Below are 26,591 nucleotides of genomic sequence, written 5' to 3' on the forward strand. Positions count from 1 at the left end.
GGGAGGATAACTACCTCACTGCCTCACGCCATCGCCGCAAGCACCCTATCTGCCCAATGTTGCAATGAGCTAGACTCTAAAAGTCCTTTGTTGCCTAAAGGCGTTCTGGGTGGAGTATGCGCAGAGCCGAAACGCAAAACGTAGTCTTTGGCCATTTGAGGGCTTACGCTGGCCTGGTGGTTTAAGGGGGCCAGCAGGGTGTAGTCAGGCTGCCGCTCGCCGTTGCGCAGGCAGTCTATACAGGGCTGCCACAAAGCGATTGCTTCGGTGAGAATGTCCCTTTCAAGTCGCGCCCAGTTCTCTTGAATTTCGGTTTTTATCCTGCTGAGAGCCGCGTCAAGACGATCAGCTCCTTCACGCGTTGTGACATAGGATCCAGAAGGTCTGTCAGGATGATCGAGAATTCTCAGTGGAAGATAATCTTTGTACAGCTTTTCGATGGCAGGCCCGAACCCGTTATCCAGAAAGCTCGGGAAAGTCCACCATTTTTTACCATAGGCTTCCCGCAAGTTACCGAGCAGTTCAACTCATGCTATTCCACCACCCAAACCCGCTCCAACGTCAGCTCGTCTGGGTCAAACTGGTACACGCTGATGCCGCCGGTAGACTGGTGACCCATCGCCAGAATGCCCGCCTCCGGTGAAGTGGCGATGGCGGTGTTGCGGTCGTACTGGCTGCCGTAGGTGACCAGTTTGGGTGACGCGCCAAGATCAAAGTATTTCACAGGCCAGGGGCTGCCGGTTTTGAACAGGGCGGCAACGTGGCTGTTGTTGCCGAAGCGGAGGTAGTACTCGCTGTTGTGAATGAAGGCTAGGGCGATAGTGAAATCATGAACGCCGCGCGGAGCTTCGATCAGTCCGCTCTTATCAAAGTAGTCAGAATCTGGAAGGTCGTCAGGAAGACCATCAATATACAGTCCTGAGTTGTAACGTGCGGCTCGCATTCGGTGTTCAGGATTGGATGTATGCCAAGTGATACTATTGCCAGCTTCATCACCACTGACCACCCACCGCCCATTTGGGCTGATGGCGGCGTGGGTTTTGGAGGCGTTTCCGCGGAGTTTTGCAACAGGCTGTTTTGTTTTCGCATCCCAAAGTGTGACGCCCCCATATTTTGAAAACCGTTGGCTGCTATTCATTGGTGAATGGTCTGCGATTGCTGAGCGGTCACTATCGACGCCGGCTGTAACAAAGAAGGTGTTGTTTCGGTCTATGGCGAGGTTGAACAGCTTGCCGGATCCTAAAAAGCTGGGGCTGATGCCATCACTAAGGACAGTACGTTTTGTGTCCCCATAGCCAGAAAACACATTCCAATGCTCATCAGCAGACAAGTAGGTCTCAAGATCGCCACTGATAACGTGGCCGTAGGTTGGGAAGTGCTGAAATCGCTTCAGTACTTTTCCGTCAACCGTTTGTGCAGTAACGGTATTGTCTGTGTCCTGCCACAAAAAAGCGTTTTGACCCGGCACAAAATAGGCGCTGTAAAGGTTGGCTTTACCGGACAACGTATTCCACTGTTTTTCTTGCAGATCCCAGAGAATGAGCTTGTTGTCTGTGTGGGCACTGACGACATAGCGGCCAGACTCCGATACACCCATGGACATAACCGGCCCAGCCCAGACTCCCAGGAGGTTGGAGTTCAGCAGGATGCTAATAAGCACAAAGGCACCAAGCACCGCGCCTATCCAGCGCACTTTGTTAGCGTTAATAACGGCCAAAACCCACTCCTTCGTCTGATATACGACGTATAATTTCTGCTCTGTAAGAGCGATCGAACACTTCATCACTTGGAATCCGCATACCCGAGTGGCTAAAAAGCCATTTTGATTGATCAACAGGGCTGAACTTTTCGTCATCCAGCGACTGTTCGATAAATTCATCGAATCCTGTCGCACCTCGCCGGGTCACTTCCTCAAACCCCACATACCCCAACGCAGGCCGAGGCCGTTGCTCTGGAACCCAGTTATTCACCGCAAGCTTTTTCAAACGCACAACGTAGTCTTTGGCCATTTGGGGGCTTACGCTGGCTTGGTGGTTTAGGGGGGCCAGCAGGGTGTAGTCAGGTGGCCGTTCGCCGTTGCGCAGGCAATCTATACAGGGTTGCCATAAAGCGTTTGCTTCGGCGAGGATGTCTTTTTCTAACCTCGCCCAGTTTTCTTTAACGGTTTTTTTGAGCCCCGCAGGTGTCGCCAAAGATCGCTGGGGGTGTGCGGTCATCCACGCCTCGAAGGTGAGTGGTAAGTAGTCTTTGTATAGCTTTTCGATGGCAGGCCCGAAACCGTTGTTCAGAAAGCTTGGGAAGATCCACCATTTCTTGTCATAAGCCCCCCGTAATTTACCAAGTATGTCGTCCATGGGGTCGTCGGCGGTTGCGAGATCCCATGCTTTGGATGCTGCCCGAAGATGTCGTGGTATGGCGTATCGCCACCAAGCATTATCTGCAACGGCGGGTTGCCAGAGAAACAGGTGATCGATCAGGTTGTTTTTCCCTGAGTTCATTTCGCCTCATGCTATTTCACCACCCAAACCCGCTCCAACGTCAGCTCTTCTGGGTCAAACTGGTACACGCTGATGCCGCCGGTCGATTGATGCCCCATCACCAGGGTGCCCGATTCGGGTGAGGTGGCGATGGCGGTGTTGCGGTCGTACTGACTGCCGTAGGTGACCAATTTGGGTGACTCGCCGAGATCAAGATACTTCACGGGCCAGGGGCTGCCGGTTTTGAACAGGGCGGTGAAGTGGCTGTTGTTGCCGAAACGAAGGTAGTATTCGCTGTTGTGGATGAAGGCGACGGTGATGGTGAAGTTGTTGAGGCCGGCGGGTGCATCGATAAGTTCACTTTTATCGCTTTTTCTGGGATCGCCATCTTCAAAAGGCGCATCGTCAAGATAAATACCGCCTTCGTATGTCGCTAATCGATGTCGGGTTTCGGGTTGGTCAGTGTTCCAGAACGACCCGATTCCATTTTCATCCGCACTGATTACCCATTGTCCATCGGGGCTAATGGTGGCGTGAGTTTTAGAAGAATTGCCATCCAGTTTGGCAGTTGGCTGTCCGGTTTCGAGGTTCCATAAAGCAACGCTGTACAGGTGCTGGTAGTCCGCACCCTGATCCAGAACTTCTTGTAGCGACCGATAATAAGGTGGTTCAAATCCTTTGGGCTCCCCACTTCCTGCAGAAACTATCCATTGCTCAGACTCGTCCATCGAGAGATTGAAGAGCTTGTGATAGCCAAGAAAAGCCCTGCGATCGGTTGCTTTCAGAGTCTCTGTAGAACCGTCTTCTGTTCTCCGAAATATGCCCCAGCCAATGCCGGAGTAATAATAGGTGCTGAGATCGTGAGTCATGAGGTGACCATAGGTGGGCTTGTTTAGCTCAAAAGCTGTTTTAACCTCGCCGTTTACCGATTGAGCGGTTACCGTATTGTCGAGATCCTGCCAGAGGAAAATGGGCTGGCGTTTGATGAAATATGCGCTGTAGATATTGGCGTTGCGACTGATAATTTTTCGTCTATGCCCTTCCAAATCCCACAGAATCAGCTTCTGATCCTTGTGAGCAGTAATGGCGAATGTCCCGTTTGAGGAAATTGAGGCGCTCATGATCGGCCCGGAGGAATGATATGCTTGCCACAAGCCGTATCCTGCAGCCAACGTGAGTCCCAGCAGCAAAAGCGCCCGTAGATTGAATTTGCTCATCAGTAACGTCCAAACTTTGAATTTGCCAGCAATCGGTTCTTCATGATTTGTCGCTGATAGACTTCTTCGAACAACTCTTGAGTGGGAATCCGCATCCCAGAGTGGCTAAAAAGCCAACGACTTTGATCTACCACTAGCCAGGACTCATTCAATAACCTATCTTCGAGGAATTTATCTCGAAAGGGTCCGGCAGTCTCGCCTGTCACTTCCTCAAACCCCACATACCCCAACGCAGGCCGTGGCCGTTGTTCCGGTGCCCAGTTGTTCGCAGCAAGCTTTTTTAAACGCAGAACATAATCTTTCGCCATTTGCGGGCTTACGCTGGCGTTATGGTTCAATGGCGCGAGCAGGGTGTAGTCAGGCGGCCGCTCGCCGTTGCGCAGGCAATCTATACAGGGTTGCCATAAAGCGTTTGCTTCGGTGAGGATGTCTTTTTCTAACCGGGTCCAGTTTTCCTGAACGGTTTGTTTGAGCGTTTCGGGTGTGGCCAAAGATCGCTGGGGGTGAGCAGTCATCCACGCCTCGAACGTGAGTGGTAAGTAGTCTGTGTACAGCTTTTCGATGGCGGGCCCGAACCCGTTGTCCAGAAAGCTCGGGAAGGTCCACCATTTTTTATCATAGGCTCCCCGCAAGTTACCGAGTACGTCGTCCATGGGGTCGTCGGCGGTTGCGAGATCCCATGCGGTAGTTGCTACTGGATGCTTGAATGACAGAGCCTTTCGCCACCAAGCCTCATCTTCACTATTATCCGCCCCAAGAATGCCGTCGCCACGGGAATGCAGCACCACAATCTTGCGAGCTGCGCTATGGGCGGCAGGAAACACGCCCAGCCCCAAAGGATGCACGTCTCGGCTGCTGTCGTTGGTGAGGGCATTGTCGGCAACGGCGGGTTGCCAGAGAAACAGGTGGTCAACCAGATCGCGTTTTCCGATGATGCCCATAATGTTCAGGGCGGTGAGCGCTACCCGTGCACCAAGAGAGTGAGAGAGCAGGTTGATGGCAATGCCGGCATTTGCCAACTGCAACAATAGCGGAGCCAGGCGCCGCCCGGATGCCATGGCGTTCAGCTCCGCCTGCATGAAATCGGTGGAACCGGTATCCCCCGGCCAGGAAATGTTAATGATGCGGCTATAGGGCATCCAGTCTTCGCCGTCGAAGCCTGCGGCGCGGTTCAACTGGTACTCCATATGAACAGCCCAATTATGAGCGCCGCCACCATTCAGCTTTTCGTCTTCCAGCGACACGAAGCTATTCGCCGACAGTGCTGCCGTATCCTGCCAGACCGTGGCTTTATTGGGATGCCAGGTATTGGCTTTCGCGAATGACGGCGCATTACCGTGGTAGGCCTCCCGGCTGCCGTCGTACTTCAAGAATCGCCCCCATTCACCATGAGGAACGTTGTAACCGTGCATAAAGATAAGCGCGTTGTTGCCGTTTGCCCGAAAGTAATCCAGTTGGTCGTCCGTCAGCAAATCTTCAGATGGGGAGGCCTCTTCACGCAGATTAATAAATACCGGTGGCGGTAGGTGTATCGCTCTGGCTTTGCGCTCGCCCTGGATGACGGTTAGCTCTACGCCTTCGCTAAGGGTATGGCCCGGGGCGAAGCGAAGCTGCTCGCTTACAGTATCAAACCCGATCAAATGCTCGCCCTTCGGTTCCTCAGGCCCGTACCACTGTGCGTTGCCCGTAAGGAGTTTGGTGAAGCGAGCCTCTGCATTGTCTGGCGTATGTTCTGTGCCATTTTGCAGCGTGGCGGTGAATGATCTACCGCTCTCATCCTCGATTTTGCCGGCATCAATAAAAGCCCTTGGTCGCCCCAAGGTGTCAGAGCGGCTCAACAGTACGTTTGCGGTTTCGCGCTTGCAAACGGGCGCGCCGTGGGCGCCGAGAGGCGTTGTGCTGGGAGAGAAGGGCAGGTTGCCAGTGAGTGTCATTCAGGTTCCGTCCTGTGAATGCGTTAATGTTGCGAGTGCGTCCAGCGTGTCGGACCAGTAGGCTCTTTGCCTCGTTCTACTTACGGTCGCAAGTTCCGCTTCGCTCAGCGCGCGGGTAAAACCCTGTGCTATTAATAGACCGGCGCCTTCCACCAAACCCTGCTCACTCGACGCGCCGAGTGTTGTCAGTTGTTGGAACCAGCAGGAAACAGTTTGCGCCGCTAATTTATTGTTGTCCGCCAGGCCTTTCGCCAATAGATCGCGACGATACACTTCGACGAAGGCGAGATTCTCCTGGGTTACTTCAAGAGGCAGAGGGTTCTGCTCTTTCGCTTCGGTCGGATGTGCCGGGGAATGGTCTTTTTTCAGCGACCAGTTGGTGCCGGCATAGCAGCCGTGTATTGCGGTTAGCGGGCCGAGAACCCGCAGGCGTTGGTGGTGTGACAGTGAGGCACCAAGGCTGCCAAACGTTGCCGTGTCTGCGTAGCGAAAAAGGCTGTCGCCATAAGGGGTACGAACAGTGTTCAGGCTTATAAGATGATCGCGTATTTCTTCTAATGTCAGCAACGGGCCCTGCAGAGCCAGAGCTTTGGCCTCTGCCAGCCATTTATGCAGCCATTTTTCACTTTGGTTTGTGGTGGGCTTGATAATTAATGGCCCGTCAAACGCCTGTTCATGATATTGCGTATGAATATAAGGCAAGTCGTAGATGGGTGAGGCGTCGTGCTCAAACAGTAAGCGCAAAACATCTGGGTGCTTGGCCTGGTCAACGAGATACCAACAGGCACCTGCATTAATGGGGTCTGCGTGAGGGTAAAACGACGTGGTTGTTTGAGCCTCATGGCTCAAGGCTGTGGCGTCCTTCATGGCTGCTTTCATCTATCCTTAGATGGCCGAATCTGTGCCATATGTTAGCTCAAGTGGCAGTTTCGATCAGCTTAAACCCGGGAAACGTGTCAGGTTTCTAAAATGGATGCCTCAAAATGCGAAGGGGCGCCCAAATGGGCGCCCCTTGTCACTGCTGTTCACAGCTTTGCTACTTGCTGCTAACAAACTCCGGGTAGGCTTCCATGCCGCACTCGGCAATATCCACGCCCTCGTACTCTTCCTCTTCACTAACACGTAAGCCCATGACCGCCTTGATAATGCCCCAGGTTACCAAGCTAGCCATGAACACCCAGCCAAAAATGGTTGCAGCGCCTATGAGCTGGCCGCTGAAACTGGCACCATCGTTGGTCACCGGTACCAGCAGCAGACCTAGCAGACCACAAACTCCGTGGGCTGAAATGGCGCCGACCGGGTCATCAATGCGCAGCTTGTCCAGACCGATAATGCTAAACACTACCAGGATACCGCCAAGCGCGCCCCAAAGGGTTGCCTGTAAGGCCGTGGGTGTGGATGGCTCGGCGGTAATAACCACCAGGCCAGCGATAGCACCGTTCAACAGCATGGTCAGGTCGGCTTTGCCAAACAGTATGCGAGCGGTAATCAGGGCGGCAATGGCACCGCCCGCGGCAGCTGCGTTGGTGTTCAAAAACACCACGGCGACCGAGTTGGCGCTGGCGATATCGCCCAGTTTGAGTACAGAGCCGCCGTTGAAACCGAACCAGCCCATCCACAAAATGAGGGTGCCCAAAGCCGCCAGGGGCAGGTTGGCGCCGGGAATCGCGCGGATTTCTCCGTTCGAGCCGTACTTGCCTTTGCGGGCACCTAAAAGCAACACACCTGCCAGTGCCGCCGCGGCGCCTGCCAAATGCACAATGCCAGAGCCGGCAAAGTCACTGAAGCCCAAATCACCGAGGTTATAAAGACCGAACACGTCTTTGCTACCCCAGGTCCAAGAACCCTCCAGCGGATAAATCACGCTGGTCATCACCACCGCAAAAGCCAGGAAAGCCCAAAGTTTCATTCGCTCGGCAACTGCGCCGGAGACAATGGACATGGCTGTTGCCACAAACACCACCTGGAAGAAAAAATCTGCGGCTGTGGAGTAAATGGCCGCGCCCTCGAAACCGTCTTCGCGGCCGGCGAAATCGGTCAAAACCGAAGCTGTATCGGTTTGGCCAATGCCCGAAAGCAAGATTGCGCCGTCGTACATGATGGCGTAGCCGCACACCATGTACATGGTGCAGGCGACGGCGTACAAGGCGATGTTTTTGGTCAGGATTTCGGTGGTGTTCTTGGCGCGTACCAGACCGGATTCGAGCATGGCAAACCCGGCGGCCATCCACACAAGGCTCTATTAAATGAAACAGTTTTTTGCGTTGGTAGCTAAAGCATCAGAACGGTCAAATCGTTTGTTTGGCCAAGGATGCACAACTCTAGGTTGTGACAGCGCGTCTCGCAAGAACTGACCGAAGCGCGCCCACACGAGACAGTAGCGCTGGCTTCTGCGCCGCAGCGCTTTCATCCAGAGCTTTCCCAGTTCCGTGTGGAAGCGGCCGATGCCTGTTTGGTATACCCCGTCCTTGACGCTGTGCAGCGTTCGTCGCATGCGGCTCACAGATGTTTGCCGCAGCAACATGAACGTCCGTCTATCACGCAGGACTGCGCAGCTGTGCGTAAACCCCAGAAAATCGAACGACTCAGGCTTTGGTAGCCCTGCAGTCGCGCAGTCCCTCCGGGCAAAGCGTCCAAAGCGGATGAGCTTCGTCTTGTCCTCGTTGAGCGACAGTCCAAAGCGATCCAACCTCTGGTGCAGCTGACTCAGGAACGCCTCCGCATCGTCTTTTCTCTGAAAGCCCATTAAGATCGAAACAGCGCCTGTCTGAAACGCGCTTCCTTTCTCTTCGCCCTTTCGATGTTGTGGGTGGAACAAAGCGGGATCGTTTGAAATACATGTAGTTTTTCGATAGCCCTCACATATGCGTTGATATTTTGAAATTGCTTTTCCACGACAATATCGCCCAACATTCGTTGACTAAAAGACCACGCCACAGCGACGGTGATTCCAGCTTGCTCAATAGAGCAGTCTGTCGATGGTTTTGAGCTATCTATTTCGTAATCAAGTTCACGAAAAGCCGCCAAAAGTTGTGCGGTAATACGATCCACCCACGGTTCATATTGTTTGTCCAATGGACGCATTTTTCTCTCGTAGATAATTTGAATAGCCTTTTCGCAGGCTGCAAGAGCAAGTCCGATTGTTCGCACCGCACGCGCCTGTTTTAATGGCTCGTCTGGCATCAGGCGGCGCCCCGTATGGTTTTGTCGTTCGAAGTAATCGAGGATCAGACTTGAGTCGAGCAGAACACCACCATCATCAAGAACAATTGTTGGCGCTTTTACGACAGGATTTATTTTTGCGAACTCGTCAAACGAATCAAATACTGAGATGGGCTTATGTCGGTATCGGATGCCGTAATACTCGAGAGAGATGGCAACACGCCTGACATAAGGAGAGTCCAGTGTTCCTATCAAATCCATGGTTTCCACTCCTTTATAGGTCGAACGAAATATAAAGTGCTCACATGACCGAGTACGCAAAATAGGATCAAGTCATGAATTTTTAGTTAGGGCACGGAACTCCTAAGTGAAAGTGGAGAAGAGTGCTATCTTGGAGTTCACGAGAAATGCTATTGGCATTGCATGAACCGTTTCCACTTGACATTACAATGGTCAAGCTGCATTCGAGAATTTTCGGTTACTAGGCAATTTTTCGGTACATTAACAATGAAGCGACCACCATAATTCCACCACCAAATGTCATGAGTGTTACCGGCGTGTCATATACCAAATAATCTAGGGTATAAGTGATTACTGGAACTAAGAAAAATAGAGCTGCAACCTTACTAGCCTTATCATTGTTGAGCATAAAAACCAGCAGCAGTATCGCACCCACTGAAACGACTAGAATCATCCAAATAGCCGAAAAGACAAACTGAAGACTTGGATTGACTTCGAAACTAAAAAGTAAAACTGCCATTGTAAATACAAATGAGGAAACACAATATTGAGCGAGCACTGAGCCAATAACATTAACGTGTGTCCGCTTCTGCAAGATAGTACCTATTGTCATTGCCAATACGGCCAAGAGCGCAGAAATAACTCCGGGTAGGGTAATCACATCAATCTTTCCGCCCCCGAGGATGGCTATTACCAGGCCAGTGAAACCGAAAAGCAATACACAGTATCCCTTAACCCCGATTCGTTCAAAAGCAAGTAACGGCGTCAGTAATGGTTGACAGCCGAGAACGATGGCAAGCATCCCAGGGGAGAGCCCGTATGCGATTGAACTAAAGAAAAATCCCTGATATAAAACCTGGAGAAATATACCCACAAGAACAATGTTGAGCCATGATTTCCAGGTCAGTAATTGGAGACTCCGAACTTCGCCCTTTTTGAATATCACGACCATTAAGATCATAACCAATAAAGCGCCCAACGACCTTACCAGGAGGAAGGAGAGAACAGAGGCTTCTTGGAGGCCCGCTTTAACGAAAATAGCACCACTACTCCACATTAATAGAAACAACAACGGTGCCATACGAGCCAAATCTAATCGAGTATTTTGCCACATGATTATTATGCTCAGTGCCCTTGGGCAAATTCATCATATTCTTCATGGATTTTAGGCAAACTGTTAAGCCACTCGATTTCTTCGCTAAAATCAACGTTACGTAGGTCAAGCTTCCCAACGATATAAGAGGACATTTGCTTTCTCCAAATTAAAACCGAGGTTTCAACTTAGCAATCATTGAATTACGATAGAAGCGAAGGAATTTGATAGGGGCCTATCAAGTCGCTCGATGGGATCGAGCCTCGTGACATGGGAGAAAGTAGATGGATCTCGATATCGATTGTTTGCGCAGCTTCATCGCGGTATCCGAATTAGGTAGCTTTTCGAAGGCAGCTTTGCGCCGGCACCGCGTCCAGTCAGCTATCAGTTGGCAAATTAAGAAGCTTGAACAACAGGTAGGGACCTCACTTTTTAAGAGGCACAGCAAAGGTGTGAGTCTGACAAGCGCTGGCAAGATTCTTCTGAAAAGAGCTTGTGAGATTGTGGAAATAAACGAGATTGCCATAAGCGAATTGTCTGGGTTGGCTACAGAGCAAAAGGTCACAATAGGCACCAGCGACGCGTTTTTAGCTAGCTTTGTGCCGCGCTTGCTCCGTTCCTGCCGAAAATCACTGCCAAACCTATCGATAGAGGTCATATCAGGATATAGCGAGCAGATATGGCGCTCTTATTCTGCTGGGGAAATTGATATTGCGTTGACCCAGAACTGCCCTAGGACTATCTCCAGTAGATTATTGTTGTCCTCTCCTATGGTTTGGATTGCACCAAACGAGCATTTTTGCTGGGAGGCAGAGCAATTAAAAATAGCGTGCTTCACCACGGGATGCTCTGATCGTTCATTAATAACGAGCGCGTTGGACAATTTCGGATTGGAGTATGAAGTAGCTTTCTCAGCCTCGTCTCTGGCAGGCGTACTCTCAGCGGTGGAGCATAGCTTTGCCATATCAGCCATCCCATACATTGCTTTAGGGGAAGGCGTGTCCATCCTGGATAACATTGGCACTCTCCCTAAGCTGGGTAACGTAGATATTTCCATAGCAGCCAATTACACAAATTCTGGCGATCCCATTAGAGCTGTCGAAAGTGCGATAATCGAATTTTTCGCCGAAAACCAAGAAAGTAAGCAGTTATCACCCCATTTGCAGCGGGACTCAGAAGTCAACGCCAAGCCACCATGGCGGGTTTCTGTTAGGGGGTAATCCCTCCGAGTTCCATACTGGTCGCTCGCTATTTTAATCCTTAATTCAGTACAACAAGTCGTATTAGCAGGTTTATTTAAGCAATCCACTGCGCTTAGCACTATTTTTATAGACGGTGAAAGTATAACGTTGCCCATTTATCAGATCGACGTATTTGCCGAAAAGCCTTTTGAAGGAAACTCGGCAATCGCGGACCGCACAGGATAGTTGACGCCGAATACACGAGGTAGGTGGTAAAGCCTACCACCTACCTGCTCGCCAAGATGAAGCCCAATAGTGCGAGCGCACCGATGCCCATGCCCCAGCTGTTGGCGCTGACAGATGTGATGCCCAGGCCGCTGTTTCGCCGCGATGCCATATTCCCGAAAGAGAACATCAGCGTTCCAAACGTGGCCCAGCCGATTCCCTGAAGCGTGGCGATGTCGAAGCTGGCAACGAGGTCGGTCCAGAAGATTAGCACCAATCCGGTCGCGCCCACGCTGCCGGCAAGGATCGTCTGCACGGTGATCCGATCGCCAAAGAACAACCGTGCGTTGATCGCATTAAAGATTGGCGCATCGCCAGAGGAGAGCGCTTTCACGAGATGATACCGGGCTCGATCTTTCACACAATACGCGATGCCGGACTCTTGGTTATCGAAGAAAAGCCGGAAGAATTATTGCACCAAATTCAGCTTTTTCTTTATAGCATGCCTGCGGTGGAGTTCTACCGCTCCATCAAGACACGGATTCGCCTCAGGTACATATTCACTCCTTCCTTAGATTTTCTCATTCTTTGAATTACGCCAAGAGCCGAAAATCTGCAGTGGCAGTCAAGCCCCATTTGAGCCAACGACATGCCCAGCATGTTTGAGTTCAGACTGTCACTGTACTTGCACTTAGTGCCAAAAACCGGAAATAGCCTCGCGTGCCAATATAAAGGCCATCAGAATAATTAAGCCGCCTCCGATACGGTTTACCATTCTGACACCGTCTGCGTTGGAAAAAAGGCGGGAACTTGCACTGTGAGCAACTACAACCCACACGCTATCGATCACAATTCCCAACACGATAGGTATCATCGAGTACATGATAAGGAGGCTCGTGGGGCTCGCAAGATTGTCGCTGAGAAAGCTCGGAACTATAGTTCCGAACATGATGAAAGCCTTGGGGTTGGTTATACTGACTATTACACCTTCAGTGAGCGGTGATTTTCTCCTTGTTGGCTGTTCGGCTGCAACCCGACTCGCCGCTTTCGAAGCTACAAGATACCCTATACCAATAAGCAGCAAGGCGATCGCACCCAGCATTCTGATAGCAGACAAAGCAAAATCGGACTTCAATATAAGAGGACCAAGTCCAAACGAAAGAAGTACCGCAATGCTCAACATGCCAATTGCATTGCCGATCACACCACGTAACGCATGATTTCTACCCTTCATGATAACTTGCCCAATAAAAAGCATGATGCTTGGGCCAGGTACAGCAATGAGTATCGAGCTGGTTATAATTAGCCCCAGCAACCCACTGACGGATACCCCAATATCTTGCATGTAAATATTACCTCCGATATGCGTGCTGCCCATGCTCATCATGTTTATGATCGGGACAGCAGCCTATTGTCTCAGTTCCCTATTTGGTTAACCTTCGAGAGCAACGCCAATGTCGGTTGTATGCTAAGCGCCTCTACTACCTCTTTATCGGTCATTAGCGGATAGCAATTATCTAAAAATTCATCTAACACGGGCAGCATGCTTCGCCGCTCATTAAGCCCAAGCGCACACGCACAAGCGTTGAAAGCAACATTCTTATATTGATCCGGGTTGGTTTCCTCATCTACGTAGTCGTCGAGATCCCACCGGCCTATCAAGCTCTCCTGTATATGGAACTGGTCCACTTCGACGCCGTCACGGAAGACGTGGAAAACAGGGTGGATATAAACACTTCTGGATGAATCAAAATGATCTGCGGGAAGCGTAAAGTAATGTGTTGGCAGCGTCCCATCACCATAGCGAGAGAAACCGTACTCGAACACAACCTCTACGTAAGTTTTGGTCCCATCCCATCGCTCTCGATTATATTGACGTGGAAATGGTGGCCAAACCTTGACATGTACAGCACCGGTGCCATCATCGCGTTCGAACGTAACCATGCTGCCGAAATAACTGTAAAGCTCGAACAATGGCATTGTAGTACTAACCATACTGACCAGGTATTCGGCGAGAGAGGTAAGCCCACTCGAAGCTTCGTTCGATGGTAGTGTGCATACGAATAGGGGCTCAAGTGGCATGCCCTGCTGTTCGGCGATGAGATGACCAAGTGCCTGTATGTTGCAGCGGAACCCATGGACGAAGCCGGATGCAGCGTCTGGATCATTTATGCGCGTCGGGGCACCAATGAAGTATAAATTGGGTTCGTTAATGGATTCCCATCTTGAGTTGAGCAGGCAATATTTACCGGCCTTATCGCATTCCGGACGGACACGCTCCATGTCGAATATACTCGCCATGGTGTAGTTGAATCCACAGCAAACAATAATTTCGTCAACAATTCCTGTTCGACGCATCCAGCGAGGCGGAGTCCAATGAGGGCACGGTGTCTCGTAACGAACCAAAAGCCTTCCGCTGTGTTTTCCGTCTGGTATTCGTACTGCGCCGCTAACCAGTGTAGGAAGGGTTATCGAACAAGACCAAGAAGCTATCATGTGTGTGTGCGGTCTCTCAAAAACAAAGATGCTATTACCCCCAGCCCGCTTATGGTTAAGGGCAGAATCAACGCGAATTGATAACTCTGAAGACTTGGGCCAGTTTGTTTTTCTGCGACATTCACGATATCCAGAATTACGCCAAAGCCCGATTGAACCAAAGCTGCTGCCAAAAATGCGCCCATATTTACAAGCGCTGTTGCAAACCCGACGTTCTGCAGGGCTACCGCCTCCTTGGTGGCCGCAAAAATGACGCTTACCTGTCCTCCTGAGAGTCCCAACAGTACAAACAGAACCATTGCCCCCCACCCAGGACTCCATTCAGCAAAGGCCATTACGCCCCATACAGTCGCCGATATCAGTGCTGCCGCAACAATTACCGGCTTCTTCGCTCCAATACGATCAGCTGCCCACCCTGCAAATAAAGAGCCCACACCGTAAACAATAAGTGCAATAGTTGCATACTGTGCGGCTTGTGTAGGTTGCAGGCCGAAGCCGTCTATTAAGAGTGGCGCAGCCCACAATCCTAGAAACGCATAGAGCGTTCCATTAGTGGCAGCTACACAAAGAAAAAGCAGCCATACTTGGCTGGATCGCAGTACGCGCCGATTTCCCTGCAGTAGTTGATGTACTGTTGCCTTGGCTTTCGGTGAGTGCTCTTGTCTTCGCTTAGGGGCATCTTGACAAAAAACAACAAGACCGGCGGAGGCCAAAAACGTCAGGCCACCAAAAAAGAGAACAATATCTCTCCAGCTGAACCAGTTCAGTAGATGCGCGGTCGGGCTCTGCGCTATCACACTCCCCAGTGCAGCCAGAAGCATAGTTGTGCCCATGACGAGCGAATGGCGATCTGAGGAAAACCAAGTAGCGTTGTAAGTCATCAGGGCGACGAAAACTGCAGATAACCCAAGCCCCATCAGAGCTGACCCCACGAGCAAAACCATTAGATTTGGGGCAAAACCAAAACAAAAAGCACCTATCGACGTTACAGCCCCCCCGATAAGCCCACCATTTCGTACCCCAACCGAGTCGGTAAAAATGCCAGCGGGCACCTGCATCAGTGTGTAAACCCAGAAGTGCATTGATGCCACAATACCGAGTGCAGTGGCTGTCAAACTGAGCTCTTGCTGCATACTCCCTGACAATGTCGCGGGTGCGAAACGGAAAAAGAAGCCATTGATGAAGATGCTAACAAGCAGGCACCAGCCTCCCCATTTAAGCCAGCTCGTCGGAATCAAAAGGGGCGCCCCAGCAACGGGACGAGTGCTATTCATACCCCGCTTCCCTCAGTCTTGACCCAACGAGCGCTGAGAAGTAAGCAGCAATCGGTTCAACCGGTGTGTAGTGTCCCTGCACTTGGTTGCTCAATCCTTCCAGTTGGTACTCGCAAATCTGATCATCCTCAAGAATCACCTGATCAAGACGTTCGAAATAGAGCGGAGCAATATCATTGAAATCGCTTCGAGCCAGCGTTTCCTCATGGAACGCGTAACCAACATTGACACTAGTGCGAGTGGCTGAAATGGGTATCTTCTGAATCCACCACATGACTTCTGGTGCGGTTACAATGAAGAAGCCCGGCATAATGACGCAGAAATGGGTACCCTCTGCGGCTTCGCCAATAATGTCACGGGGTGGTGAAAAGGCGAGGTTGCGCTTTTCAGGGAATAGCGCTGGCGAAAGCGAATTTTTATGGTAGACACCAAACCAATTGTGATCGTGCTCTATCGGCCTAACCGGTTGACTGCCAATCGACCGACTGTGGATGAAGTTCGTATGGAGGGTTTCCATATCTACCTCAATGTACAGCTTCCAGTTCGTCGTCAGTGTGTAAGCCTTTTCTTGAACACAGTGCATTCTCTGGATTTGGTGTGGGAGGGCGACTTTGTCGATGTAGTTGCCGAGATAGGCGTCAAGCGGGACCTCGTTTTCGTCATTCAGGTTAATGAACACCAAGCCTGCTGTGACTTCACATTGAACGCTCACCAAATTGAGGTTTAGCCCTGGAAGGTCACTTTTAGTCACGCACCCTCCCAAACCGGGAGCGCTTATCAAATTGCCAGATGTGTCATAAGTCCACTCATGAAAAGGGCATTTAAACTGGGCGTTTTTCCCACATTTTTGTGTTGTTAAAGGAGCTGCCCGATGCCTACAGGTGTTCAGAAATGCTCTGATTGTACCGTCTTCACTACGAACAACGATGACACTGCGTTCCAAGAACCGACGTGTTACAAAACTTCCGGTATCAGGAATAGAAGACGACAAGCAGACAAAATGCCATGCTGGAAAATGAATAGCATGCAGTTCGCGTTCAAACCATTCGCCCTGGGTATAACATTGAGGGGGGAGCATTTTTGAGAGATCTGCGTGAGCAACTCCGCCCAAACTTCTGTTGCCAAGGGAACTCGTCATCATTGTCATAGTCGCTTCCATGTGTTTGTTTCCAGAGCAAGTGGGGCAGAGCGTACAAAGGGACACAGGTAAGTTGGAAACGAAAAAACTTGTCTGGGGGTATCAACTTATTCGATACTCAATCAGAGTTCCTTTTTATTCATTCGATTGCCGCTTCTGCCCTCCCCCAATATGCGCACATTAGGCAGCTGAGACGAGCCGGCCATAGGAGGCATCAAAATGAAATGGAGTTTGGATCAGCTACGCACATTTATATATGTTGCAGATACGGGCGGTTTTTCGCGGGCGGGAGAGAGACTCTTCCTGGCCCAGTCTACTGTCAGTTGGCAAGTTCAGCAGCTTGAGCGCCAGGTTGGCGCGCCGTTGCTTCAACGGAATCCGAATGGCGTCACCCTCACTGAAAAAGGCATGGCCTTCTACCTGAGGGCGCAAAAGGTTGTCACCGCAAACGATGAAGCTGAGTTGTGGTTGACGCAGAACACCGTTGGCCGACAAATCATTCGATTCGCCACCACCGATTGTTATGCAAGTTGTCTATTACCAGGACTACTTGAGCATTGGAAATGCCAGTTTTCCAACGTGCAAGTCACTTTGGATTGCAGCTTTAGCACCGGTATCTGGGAGCGTTATAAAAAAGGGGAGTTCGATATTGCTCTGGCTCAGCATTGTCCTTCTGACATCAACGCAGAGCCCATCAGGGTCGAACCGTTAGAATGGGTATGTGCCAGACAATCGTTAGCTTGGCAACAAAATACGGTGCCCGTAGCTTTGTTTGAGAACGGCTGTCCTGACAGAGAAATCATGCTCAGTGCGCTCAAAGGTGCGAGACGTGAGTATCGAGTTGAGTTCGAGACCTACAGCTATGGGGGGCTTGTGGCGGCGGTGGAAAGCGGAGCCGTAATTTCTGCACTGCCCAGATCGACAATACCTTCCACGCTCAAAGTTCTTGATAGTCAGCACTGGCTCCCACGGCTGCCATCTTTGAACGTGAAACTAGCAAGCCCAAACAAAAGCAGTAACGCTATATGCGGCCAACTATACGATGCCGTTATGCTCCACTTAGCCAAGGGCAGCCCGAGTTTAGCGATTAGTGGCGAAGAAACCGTACCAAACTAGGAATACTCTATGATCATTCGGCTGTCACGTAGAGGAGCAACTTGGCTCCGACGATCAATCGCCGACTAGCCCCTCGTCTGTATTAGCGAATTGCGTCTTCCCGGATCACTGCCACCGCCTGGGTGGGCGTCACCGGATGTCCGGGCGTTCTTGAAAGCTCGTCGATGCCGCGCTTGCGGGGACGCCAGAACATGATCACGTTCCCTACAAGGATCAGGGCGACCCCGATCATGGCGGGTGGTGTCCAGTTGTAGCCTTCGAACACGGTCGAGATTGCGAGTGCGACGATCGGGAATAACGCGGTCGCATAGCCCGCCCGTGCTGATCCGATCCGTGCAACAAGCACGAGGTAGGTGGTGAAGCCGACCACTGACCCGATCATCGCAAGATAGACCAGCGCCATCCAGTAAACCGGCTTCGTCGAGAGGATCACTGGCTGCCCGCTCGCCAGGATTAAACCCATCAGTGCGAGTGCACCGATGCCCATGCCCCAGCTGTTGGCGCTGACCGGTGTGATGCCCAGGCCGCTGTTTCGCCGCGATGCCATATTCCCGAAAGAGAACATCAGCGTTCCAAACGTGGCCCAGCCGATTCCCTGAAGCGTGGCGATGTCGAAGCTGGCAACGAGGTCGGCCCAGAAGATTAGCACCAATCCGGTCGCGCCTACGCTGCCGGCAAGGATCGTCTGCACGGTGATCCGATCGCTAAAGAACAACCGTGCGTTGATCGCATTGAAGATTGACGCCAGCGAGAAGACAATCGACACCAGCCCCGACGGGATCAGCGCGGAGGCTTTGTAAAGACCGATGAAATTGAAACAGAATAGGCAAAGGGCCTGAAGAACAACGAAACGCCAGATGGTCGGGCGCTTAAGCCGCCGCATCAGCGCGAGCCCAGCCAGCATGATCAGCCCAGCCAGCGCGAAACGGAAAAAGATGGACACGATGATCGGTACCTCACCGATCTGTGCCGCGATACCGATCCAGGTAGTCCCCCAAATGAGAACAGTGGTTATAAACAGCGTTATATTGTTCATAGTAGGCCTTCAACTTTCTCTTGATGGCACTACGCTAACCTCTTTTCGTATTCGAGTTTTGCACATTCTTGCGGTATTTTTTTATGAATTAACCCATTGCGATTATGCTTTGGTAAGCTTGAATCATGCTTCGAACAGTTGAACATTTCCTTGGCCGCTCAAACGCCGCAAATCTCGCCACCAAGATGAGCCTGGGCGCGGGGTGCAGTGTCGCAATCTGGGAAAACCAGAACGATCACGTACGATACGAAGCACCGCATAATCATACCCTCAGTCTGTACCTGAAGGGTGGGACAGGAACCCGACGGCTTGATGCTGGCAAGGTATCCGGATGGCCCGGCGCAGTCTGCATCATGCCTGCGGGACAAAGTTCGGAGTGGGAGATCACCAAACGGTTCCGATTCGTTCATCTCTACCTTTCAGACGAAAGGCTGCGCAGTATGTTTTCAGAAACCCATGACTGCGACGCCCGCCAGCTTGATCTCATCGAGGCCAACTTCGTCGATAAGCCAAACGTCGCGCAACCGCTTGCCGAACTCGCCCGCGCCGCAATGTCGAACAACATCCTTCACGCGGAAGGCGCACTGACGGATCTGATCGGGGTGCTTCCAGGTCGCAAGGCACGCCTCCTCGGGGGTCTCGCGCCTCATGTATTGCGCCGAGTGGAGGATTATATCGAAGCCTATCTCGCCACGACCATTCATCTTAATGACCTTGCGCTGCTGGCTAACATGTCCGAGTTTCACTTTCATCGGATGTTCCGTCTCGTGCGTGGTTACCCACCCCACGCGTGGATTACCGGGCAGCGAGTACGTCGTGCGAAGCAGCGGCTGCGCTCGGACACACCGATTGCAGAAATTGCCGTTGATTGTGGCTTTTCGAGCCAGAGCCATCTGACCCGCGTTTTCCGTAATCAGACCGGCCGAACGCCGGCACAATTCCGCAAACTCCTTCGCGATACGTGACGTTACTCAGCGATTCGTGCGACATGGTGCGAATGCGCAACCTTCGCCCTGGGCTTGCTACGCAGTCGCATGTTCTCGACAGAAGGTGGGGTTCGTGAAGACCTCGCTACAGGAAGCGCTGCAGGAAGCGCTTCAGCAGCGTTGGCAGGATATCTCGCGGCGGCTATGCCAGGCCCTGATCTATGGTGCTGGGAAATTCACCAGGGTATAGAGATGGGCCGGTAGTCCCCCCATTTTCAGAGGGGCAAATTTCTAACTCAGAACATTAGGCACGCCCAACATGAAACCTCGATCGCGTGGCTGCAATACCATGTAGTTGAGCGTGCATTTCGTACTTGTGGAAAGGCCGCTTGCCACAGGTCAGGTATTCGCCGCTATTGTTGTTCCTGCTGTCCCGACGCGGAGGTCGCTCGGCTCCTGCTCCATGAGTTGGCCGATGGTCCGACCGACCTTCAGCACCGCCATCTCCATTTTGCGAGTGGGCAGGTTGGCGAAGTTCATCCGAATGCAGTTACGATATTTTCCCGCCGCCGAGAAAATATTGCCGCTCGCCACTTGTACGTTCTGGGCTTCCAACAGGCGATTGAGGGCATAGCTGTCGAACTCTTCCGACAGCTCGATCCACAGCGTAAACCCCCCTTGGGGTTGGCTGACTCGGGTGCCCGCCGGGAAATAGCGGTTGACCCATTCGCTCATCAGGTCGCCGTTGCGCTTGTATTGTTTGCACATACGGCGCAGGTGCTGGAGGTAATTGCCCTTGGCGATGAATTCGGCAACCGCTAACGGGGGTTGTGTCGCCGTGGCGCCCGAGCCAATGTATTTCATGTGCAGCACCTGTGGCAGGTAGCGTCCCGGGGCGATCCAGCCGACCCGAAGGCCGGGTGCCACTGTCTTGGAAAATGAACTGCACAGCAGAATCCGATTGTCCTCATCAAAGGACTTCAGTGAGCGCGGCCGCGGATAGCGATATGATAGATCACCATAGATATCGTCTTCAATGATCGGCACGTCAAAACGCTGGGCCAGGCGGACAAGCTTGAGCTTGCGATCGTCGGGCATGATGTAGCCCAGGGGGTTGTTACAGTTGGCCGTCACTTGGATAACTTTGATCGGCCATTGCTCCATGGCCATTTCCAAGGCTTCCAGGTTGATGCCAGTGACAGGTTCCGGTGGGAATCTCCAGTGCCTTGAGGTCGGCGGCCTTGAGAATTTGCGTGATGCCGTGGTAGCTCGGCGAGGCAATGGCAACGATGTCGCCGGGCACGCAAACCGCGCGTATGGCGGTAGACAGGGCTTCCTGGCAACCGCTGGTGACGATTATGTCGGCCGGGGTCAGGCTGCAGCCCGAATCAATGGACAGCCGAGCGATTTGTTCACGCAATGCCAATACGCCCTGGATGTGGTTGTACTGCAGGCTTGCGCTGTCACTGCGCCGGCTGATACGGGCCATTGTGGTCAGCAGCGGCTTGAGGGTGGGCGCGGTTACATCCGGCATGCCGCAACCCAACTGAACGGTACTGGTACTCTGATCGAAGCGCATCAGCTCCCGAACCATGTCCCATTGGGAAATGTTCACCGGCCGCAAGATCGGACGGTCCATTTGCGGTAATGGCGCCACTCGCCTGTCGGCAGGAACGAAGTAGCCCGACCTGGCGCGCGGTATCGCCAGCCCGGAACATTCCAATACACGGTAGGCCTGTTGCACGGTTGTCAGGCTGACACCGTGCTCATGGCTAAGGGCGGTGTACAGAGGGTAGGCGCTCGCCAGGCCCGTACAGGCCCTGCTCAATGCGGCTGCTGATGGATTCGGCGAGGTTCAGATAAAGAGTCATAGCTCTGACTGTAGCTTTTCGTCTGTTGCTTGAAAAGCGACAGATAGGGGGTTTTTTGAAATTTTTATACAAAAAAAGGCAGTCTGTATTTAAAAAATTCATCACTACTGTATCTGTAATACACCTCGACGCCTTGGGATGATATGCCCTATACAGCTCCGCAACTGGCGCCGCTGACGCTGATCGATGGAGCATGACGATGCAGAGCCTCGATTACTACTCGATCATTTTGTTCGTGATCGCCACATGCGTCACGCCAGGGCCTAACAACGTGATGTTGATGTCATCGGGGGCGAATTTCGGGATGCGGAACATGTCAACCTCATATGGACAGCTCTTTAAAACGTTAACATCTATTTGCCCGCTCCAGCGCCTTTCGTGCTGCTGGTAACGTTGGGAAGTTCACAGCGCTACTTGTCTCACCCCCTATCGCCTCCGAAGTGATGGGGTTGATGTGGACAACTTCCGGCGGTAACGCGGCTTTTGGTTTCCCTTGGCAGAAGCGTTCCGGATGGTCTCTATAATACCGGTCCAGCGTTGCTTGCCGCACTTGGCCCACGGTTTGATAGTTGCCGGTGTAGACCTGAGTCGGCGTAAAGCCGGCCAGCCCGCTGTGGTGGTGTTCATGGTTGTACCAGCAAAAATAATCCGCTGCCCATAACCGTGCATATTCCAGGCTGTCAAAGCGTCCGGGAAAGTCAGGTTGCGTTTTGAGTGTTTTAAACTGGCTTTCACTGAATGGATTGTCATTACTGACTCTGGGGCGGCTGTGGCTGCAGACCACGCCCACATCGGCCATCAGGTCGAGAAAGCTCTGGGCGATCATAGGCGATCCACGGTCCTGGTGCAGGGTGACCCCGCGGTTGGTCAGCCCATATCGTGTCAGTGTTTGTTCCATGAGCTGCTGCGCCAGTTGACTGTTCTCTTTGCGGGAGATCATCCAAGCCACGACATAGCGGCTGAACAGGTCCATAACCACATACAGGTTCAGGTAGTTACCCCGGCGTGTAGTCGCCAATTTCGTAATATCCCACGTCCAAACTTCGTTTGGCCGTGTCGCGGTCAGGCGCGGTATAGCATGCGACTGAGGCGCACGTTGATTCCGGCGATCACCGGTCTGATTGGCTTGTCGCAGCACGCGATACAGTGTGCTGAGCGAGGCCAGGCACTCACCACGTTCCAGCAGCGTGTGATAGACCTGATACGGCGTTTGATCACAGAACTCGGGTTCGTTCATCCGCTCAAGTATCTGCACACGCTCCGAGGTTAAGAGCGCTCTGGGCTGCGGCGTCGTTTTACGAGAGCGCCTGACTGGGTCTGGTGCTGTGCTCTGACGTCGTCGCCACGCGTAAACGGTGCTCCGGTTCAGTCCCAAAGCATCACAGGCAGAGCGGAACGGAATGTGCGCCGGGCGCGCCTCAAGGACGGTCATGATGGATCGCTCCCATTGTTCGACAGATCGAGCATCGACAAGGCTTTTTTTTGGAGATCCACACAGTCTTCAGTCACCCGCAACCGGTGCTGCGTTTTGGTCAGCTCTTTCTCTAGCTGCTCAATGCGCTTCTGGTCCGGTGTTTTTGACGCTTTAGGCCCCGGCGCAGACTTGGATAAAGCAGCCTCGCCACCGACTTCCAACTGCTTACGCCAATCACGCAACTGGTTGCTATAGAGGTTTTCACGGCGTAATAAAGGGCCGAGTTCACCGTAGGCGCATTGATCCGCTTCGGCCAGTATTCTCAGCTTGTACTTTGTGGAAAATCGGCGACGGGTCCGCTTCTCCAACTGACTGTCTGGCAAGATGTGATTATCGGGTATCTGTGACTCAGGTTTTGGCATTGCTTACACTCCTCAATCCGCGCCCTGAAATCTATGTTAACTCATAGACCGGGTGTATGGACTGAGGTTGACACACAGGGGATGGGCCGCACGATGCGGCATCTGGCAGGGATCAACATCGGTTTTCCGCTAATGTTGGTGACAGTCGGGCTGAGCGCCGGGGCCATTTTCCGGCAATACTCGTGGCTGCAGGACGGACTGCAAGTGATAGGCGCGGTGTACCGTAAGCGCTGCCGGACACGCCGGAGGCTTGCCAGTCAGTGATATGCTGCTGCCAGGCGTGTGCTCGTTCGGTTGGGGTCATGCTGATTCCTCATGGAATGGGTGAGGAGGTCAGTGTGTGCAATCGGCGAGCTGGAATGTAGGTGCTGATTTATTGGCGCTTACGTTCAACCTGCCATCACTTGGCGTCTTCGGTCGACAGCGGGCAGATTATCGATGTCACGCGCTTCCACGTAGCGCGGGCCGAGACCGCATCGTCGTTGCGTCTGCACGTGGGCGCTGACGCGATGGGTATGAGAGGGTCCTATGTTTGAGTTTTCGAGTTTCGCTGCCGCACTGGGGGTTTACGTGATCGGCACCGCCAGCCCGGGGCCAGGCAACCTGGCGATTGCCAATACCTCGCTCAATTACGGGCGCACACCGGGCCTGGCGTTGGCCGCCGGGGTCATTTCCGGGTCGTTGTGCTGGGGTGCAATGACGGCTGCCGGCGTCTCAGCGCTGTTGATGTCCAATACGCAGGTGCTGGTGTGGTTGAAGATATTGGGCGCCTGCTATCTGTTCTTCCTGGCCTGGAAGTCGATCCGCGGTGCGCTGGCGCGCAACGCCGTGATCGTGGCGCGTACGCAGGAAAAACAGACGCGCAACCTGGGCTTCTATTTGCAAGGGCTGGGCATTCACTTGACCAACCCCAAGGCGACCTTGACCTGGTTCACCGTGACCACTGTCGGGCTGAGTGCCAGCGCGCCGATCTGGGCCAGTTTTGTCCTGGTGGCGAGCTGTGCGGTTTTGGGGGGCGTGATTTTCTGCACTTATGCACTGGCCTTCTCCGCGCATTCGGCGGAACGGTTTTTCGCCCGTACCCGTAAATCTTTCGGGCTGATTTGCGCTGCCTTTTATTCGATGGTGGCCATCGGTTTTCTCAGCTCGCTGTTCTGAGGCACCGGGAAAAATTTCATCCATAAAACGAGAGACTACAATGCACTTCCGGGCACTAACTTGGCAATTGCCTGACTGTAGTGAAAACAGTCAGTGCAGCTCATCCCGGTTATCGGGTGCGGTAGAGCCAAGCGTGTCAAACTCACCGTTGCCTTCGGGCTTTATATCTTCTGCATTTCTGGTTACCGTCTTATTAATCGGCATGCTTAACATGAGTTTTGCTGAGCTTTCGACGTCAAAATCAACCAGTTCAATGCGCTCAATCAGGATGCTTCGAGCGTCGAATTCTTGCTGAGTTATATCAGTAATTGTAAATGAAAAATTGGCGTGTTCTCCTGCACGCATCTCCTTATTTCGCAATGTATCTATTGTTTCTCCGTTTCGCGAATACGTTACTCTGACAACCAGGAATGTTGCCGTTTGCGCTAAAACGGAAACGCTCATATCCACGTTCGTCATTCCCATCGGGCTATCAACCGGTGTCATTGACAGCCCGGTGATACTTAATGCTTGAAAACAAGCTCGCTTAAATGAATATAGTTAACATGATAATTAAACAGACCAAAAATATTTTTAAGTCTACTCTCTACATCGTCATGATTGACGCCCACCGGACTTGCAAGGCCGATCACCAGCTCGCAATCTTTTGCATACTCAACCATAGTGTCCGCCATAATTTTTTTAATTCAATTAACTATATTGTATAAATCTAACATTTTTAGGCTCGTGAGCTAAGTTTTCTATCATTCTTCAAAATTGAGACCGGAAGGGTCGAAAGCTCCATATTGGTCGAGCTTTATCACAGCACCTGAGCATATCCAACGTATTCATCCTATGTCTATAGTCTACCCTCAACTCTTTGACAATTCCCGTATAGGCATCCCAGTTTTCGCCCCTAAAGACCAGCTTAATACGAACTCGGCGTTGAAAATATTATGTGTAATACTGACCGAATGAATCGCTGAAGCTGCTGCCTAAAGCCTTCGCAAGAGGAAGCCCACCATGAGCCAAAACGACATAGATCCGAACACCCTACGCACAAAGGTTATTGCGGAAGCCGTGGCGCTTTTCGAAGGGGATCAAAAAGCCGCCGAGCACTGGCTCTCGACGCCTGTCCGTGGGCTGGGCCGCAAGAAACCAATGACCTACTTGCAACTATGGAGGGTATTCAGCAGGTACGAGACATAATCGGTCGGCTCGAACACGGCATCGTTACCTGAAGCAGTCCTCAAGCGCGCTTTACCTCTTTCACTAATGCCTTGATACTGCGCTCCAGTATTATTACCCATCGACTTTGGTATTTTTCAGGGCTCACCGCTACTGACTTCCCGTCTTTTTTCGTCACTCGGTGAGGGTGACCACAAGTTTTCGGGGCCGCATTGAAACGCTTGATGTAATTGAGATCCCAGTACAAACCCATGGTTGAGCAACTCTGAAGCACTGACTTAACGCCCTGAGTCGCATCCTTAGAAAAACTACTATCAAATTGCTTAGTGTATGCGAATTAAGCAAGCTCTCCGTATCTACTTCAACGACAATGACTGGAACAGATAGTTGACGCTGCATACATAGGCAGAAAAATGGCGCGTAAACAATTGACTGAGCAAGACCTCTTAAAAGGCTTGGACGCTCACACAGCTCATGCGGATGAGCTGGCCGATCCGCTGCCCCAGGAGCTTACGCCTTTGTAGGCCTCAAGGGCTCGGTTAAGCGCTATGACCGGCCAACCGATCCTGTCTGGGATGAGTTTCTTGGTTCCAGAGAGGGTGTCAGTGACGATTTAATAGAAGACTCAGGCCAGGTTCTAGGTAAAGCCCTATGCAATGCCGCAGGAGCCTTAGGGTTGAGCAAAACAGAGATCACGGGAATCATCGGCCGTGAACATACCGGCATTGTTCGTGACGGTATCGACCCGAATTCAAAAGCCGGGGAGCTGGCTATGATGTTTATTCGAGTGTACCGGGGGCTGTATGCAGTGGTTGGCGGTGACCCAGAGAATATGAGGCACTGGATAGACACTGAGAACCAGTATTTCGGGCAATCACCCAGGCAAATGATGGCGGCTTGCCAGGGTTTGGTTCGGGTGCTCATGTACCTTGATGCTATCCGAGGCAAAGTTTGAGCTACTTGGACCGCATCAAAGCGGCCATTGAGCCGGTTCCCCCCGGCCTAAGAGTGGCGATAAAAATACTTGACCGTTGGGGGTGTTCT

28 protein-coding genes and 1 pseudogene are annotated in these 26,591 nt (G+C 52.1%); 7 read left to right on the forward strand and 22 right to left on the reverse strand.

Features of this window, described 5'->3' with window-relative positions; all coding sequences use genetic code 11:
• Positions 1-23: 23 nt before the first annotated feature.
• From MIH19_RS21950 to MIH19_RS21995, 10 genes are all read right to left on the reverse strand, one after another.
• Entirely contained in the window at positions 24-509 is a 486-nt protein-coding gene (locus MIH19_RS21950) for a hypothetical protein (protein ID WP_249006877.1), read from the reverse strand.
• 23 nt (positions 510-532) lie between these two features.
• The gene (locus tag MIH19_RS21955; protein ID WP_249006878.1) at positions 533-1,717 is read right to left on the reverse strand and encodes a WD40 repeat domain-containing protein; all 1,185 of its coding nucleotides are present in this window, start codon (positions 1,715-1,717) and stop codon (positions 533-535) included.
• Positions 1,704-2,498, reverse strand: coding sequence for a hypothetical protein (locus MIH19_RS21960; protein ID WP_249006879.1), 795 nt, complete (start codon positions 2,496-2,498; stop codon positions 1,704-1,706). The genes MIH19_RS21955 and MIH19_RS21960 overlap by 14 nt, the downstream gene beginning before the upstream one ends.
• Positions 2,499-2,509: 11 nt before the next feature.
• Positions 2,510-3,694, reverse strand: coding sequence for a WD40 repeat domain-containing protein (locus MIH19_RS21965; RefSeq protein ID WP_249012554.1), 1,185 nt, complete (start codon positions 3,692-3,694; stop codon positions 2,510-2,512).
• Positions 3,694-5,628 (reverse strand): alpha/beta hydrolase, encoded by a 1,935-nt coding sequence (locus MIH19_RS21970; protein ID WP_249006881.1) that lies wholly within the window; start codon positions 5,626-5,628, stop codon positions 3,694-3,696. Before MIH19_RS21970 ends, MIH19_RS21965 begins: the two co-directional genes overlap by 1 nt.
• Positions 5,629-6,495, reverse strand: coding sequence for a DUF4123 domain-containing protein (locus tag MIH19_RS21975; protein ID WP_249018580.1), 867 nt, complete (start codon positions 6,493-6,495; stop codon positions 5,629-5,631).
• Positions 6,496-6,664: 169 nt separating this feature from the next.
• A complete protein-coding gene (locus tag MIH19_RS21980) occupies positions 6,665-7,855 on the reverse strand; it encodes an ammonium transporter (protein WP_249006883.1) in 1,191 nt (396 codons plus the stop codon).
• A 15-nt stretch (positions 7,856-7,870) separates the two neighbouring features.
• Positions 7,871-8,374 (reverse strand): hypothetical protein, encoded by a 504-nt coding sequence (locus tag MIH19_RS21985; RefSeq protein ID WP_249006884.1) that lies wholly within the window; start codon positions 8,372-8,374, stop codon positions 7,871-7,873.
• Positions 8,374-9,051, reverse strand: coding sequence for a glutathione S-transferase family protein (locus tag MIH19_RS21990; RefSeq protein WP_249006885.1), 678 nt, complete (start codon positions 9,049-9,051; stop codon positions 8,374-8,376). The genes MIH19_RS21985 and MIH19_RS21990 overlap by 1 nt, the downstream gene beginning before the upstream one ends.
• A gap of 220 nt (positions 9,052-9,271) precedes the next feature.
• Positions 9,272-10,144: a DMT family transporter gene (locus MIH19_RS21995; RefSeq protein ID WP_249006886.1), complete on the reverse strand. Its 873-nt coding sequence runs from the start codon at positions 10,142-10,144 to the stop codon at positions 9,272-9,274.
• Between the two features lie 263 nt (positions 10,145-10,407).
• Here MIH19_RS21995 and MIH19_RS22000 point away from each other — a divergent pair, with 263 nt between their 5' ends.
• Entirely contained in the window at positions 10,408-11,343 is a 936-nt protein-coding gene (locus MIH19_RS22000) for a LysR family transcriptional regulator (protein WP_249006887.1), read from the forward strand.
• A 247-nt stretch (positions 11,344-11,590) separates the two neighbouring features.
• Here MIH19_RS22000 and MIH19_RS22005 read toward each other — a convergent pair whose 3' ends face one another.
• From MIH19_RS22005 to MIH19_RS22025, 5 genes are all read right to left on the reverse strand, one after another.
• Entirely contained in the window at positions 11,591-11,923 is a 333-nt protein-coding gene (locus MIH19_RS22005; RefSeq protein ID WP_249006888.1) for a hypothetical protein, read from the reverse strand.
• A 297-nt stretch (positions 11,924-12,220) separates the two neighbouring features.
• Complete coding sequence (locus MIH19_RS22010; protein WP_249006889.1) at positions 12,221-12,916, reverse strand: LysE family translocator; 696 nt, start codon at positions 12,914-12,916, stop codon at positions 12,221-12,223.
• Between the two features lie 29 nt (positions 12,917-12,945).
• Entirely contained in the window at positions 12,946-13,830 is an 885-nt protein-coding gene (locus MIH19_RS22015; protein WP_249006890.1) for a hypothetical protein, read from the reverse strand.
• Between the two features lie 191 nt (positions 13,831-14,021).
• Positions 14,022-15,299, reverse strand: a complete 1,278-nt coding sequence (locus MIH19_RS22020) for an MFS transporter (protein WP_249006891.1) — start codon at positions 15,297-15,299, stop codon at positions 14,022-14,024.
• Entirely contained in the window at positions 15,292-16,458 is a 1,167-nt protein-coding gene (locus tag MIH19_RS22025) for an aromatic ring-hydroxylating dioxygenase subunit alpha (RefSeq protein WP_249006892.1), read from the reverse strand. Before MIH19_RS22025 ends, MIH19_RS22020 begins: the two co-directional genes overlap by 8 nt.
• Positions 16,459-16,656: 198 nt before the next feature.
• On the opposite strand from MIH19_RS22025, the gene MIH19_RS22030 reads away from it, so the two are divergent.
• Positions 16,657-17,553: a LysR family transcriptional regulator gene (locus MIH19_RS22030; protein ID WP_249006893.1), complete on the forward strand. Its 897-nt coding sequence runs from the start codon at positions 16,657-16,659 to the stop codon at positions 17,551-17,553.
• An 82-nt stretch (positions 17,554-17,635) separates the two neighbouring features.
• On the opposite strand, the gene MIH19_RS22035 is transcribed toward MIH19_RS22030, so the two are convergent.
• The gene (locus MIH19_RS22035; RefSeq protein ID WP_249006894.1) at positions 17,636-18,589 is read right to left on the reverse strand and encodes a DMT family transporter; all 954 of its coding nucleotides are present in this window, start codon (positions 18,587-18,589) and stop codon (positions 17,636-17,638) included.
• Between the two features lie 125 nt (positions 18,590-18,714).
• Here MIH19_RS22035 and MIH19_RS22040 point away from each other — a divergent pair, with 125 nt between their 5' ends.
• Positions 18,715-19,554 carry an AraC family transcriptional regulator gene (locus tag MIH19_RS22040; protein ID WP_249006895.1) on the forward strand — a complete coding sequence of 280 codons (840 nt, stop codon included), beginning with the start codon at positions 18,715-18,717 and terminating at the stop codon, positions 19,552-19,554.
• 360 nt (positions 19,555-19,914) lie between these two features.
• On the opposite strand, the pseudogene MIH19_RS22045 reads toward MIH19_RS22040, so the two are convergent.
• The 4 genes and pseudogenes from MIH19_RS22045 to MIH19_RS22060 form a co-directional block, all read right to left on the reverse strand.
• Positions 19,915-21,386 (reverse strand): annotated as a pseudogene (locus tag MIH19_RS22045) (PLP-dependent aminotransferase family protein).
• Between the two features lie 346 nt (positions 21,387-21,732).
• Positions 21,733-22,818: an IS3 family transposase gene (locus MIH19_RS22050; RefSeq protein WP_249006780.1), complete on the reverse strand. Its 1,086-nt coding sequence runs from the start codon at positions 22,816-22,818 to the stop codon at positions 21,733-21,735.
• Positions 22,815-23,222 carry a transposase gene (locus MIH19_RS22055; protein ID WP_249006779.1) on the reverse strand — a complete coding sequence of 136 codons (408 nt, stop codon included), beginning with the start codon at positions 23,220-23,222 and terminating at the stop codon, positions 22,815-22,817. The genes MIH19_RS22050 and MIH19_RS22055 overlap by 4 nt, the downstream gene beginning before the upstream one ends.
• 112 nt (positions 23,223-23,334) lie before the next feature.
• The gene (locus MIH19_RS22060) at positions 23,335-23,526 is read right to left on the reverse strand and encodes a hypothetical protein (RefSeq protein WP_249018581.1); all 192 of its coding nucleotides are present in this window, start codon (positions 23,524-23,526) and stop codon (positions 23,335-23,337) included.
• Between the two features lie 61 nt (positions 23,527-23,587).
• On the opposite strand from MIH19_RS22060, the gene MIH19_RS22065 reads away from it, so the two are divergent.
• Positions 23,588-23,758, forward strand: coding sequence for a hypothetical protein (locus MIH19_RS22065; protein ID WP_249006896.1), 171 nt, complete (start codon positions 23,588-23,590; stop codon positions 23,756-23,758).
• Entirely contained in the window at positions 23,751-24,380 is a 630-nt protein-coding gene (locus MIH19_RS22070) for a LysE family transporter (protein ID WP_249006897.1), read from the forward strand. Before MIH19_RS22065 ends, MIH19_RS22070 begins: the two co-directional genes overlap by 8 nt.
• Before the next feature lie 90 nt (positions 24,381-24,470).
• On the opposite strand, the gene MIH19_RS22075 is transcribed toward MIH19_RS22070, so the two are convergent.
• Together MIH19_RS22075 and MIH19_RS22080 are read right to left on the reverse strand one after the other, a co-directional pair.
• A complete protein-coding gene (locus MIH19_RS22075) occupies positions 24,471-24,866 on the reverse strand; it encodes a hypothetical protein (RefSeq protein WP_249006898.1) in 396 nt (131 codons plus the stop codon).
• 17 nt (positions 24,867-24,883) lie between these two features.
• Positions 24,884-25,042, reverse strand: coding sequence for a hypothetical protein (locus MIH19_RS22080; protein ID WP_249006899.1), 159 nt, complete (start codon positions 25,040-25,042; stop codon positions 24,884-24,886).
• A 340-nt stretch (positions 25,043-25,382) separates the two neighbouring features.
• Between MIH19_RS22080 and MIH19_RS22085 the strand changes: the two genes are divergently transcribed.
• Positions 25,383-25,568 carry an antitoxin Xre/MbcA/ParS toxin-binding domain-containing protein gene (locus tag MIH19_RS22085; RefSeq protein WP_249006900.1) on the forward strand — a complete coding sequence of 62 codons (186 nt, stop codon included), beginning with the start codon at positions 25,383-25,385 and terminating at the stop codon, positions 25,566-25,568.
• Positions 25,569-26,223: 655 nt separating this feature from the next.
• The gene (locus MIH19_RS22090; RefSeq protein ID WP_249006901.1) at positions 26,224-26,502 is read left to right on the forward strand and encodes an MbcA/ParS/Xre antitoxin family protein; all 279 of its coding nucleotides are present in this window, start codon (positions 26,224-26,226) and stop codon (positions 26,500-26,502) included.
• The last annotated feature ends 89 nt before the right edge of the window (positions 26,503-26,591 follow it).

Origin of the sequence: Marinobacter sp. M1C, from assembly GCF_023314135.1 — a bacterium.
GTDB lineage: Bacteria > Pseudomonadota > Gammaproteobacteria > Pseudomonadales > Oleiphilaceae > Marinobacter.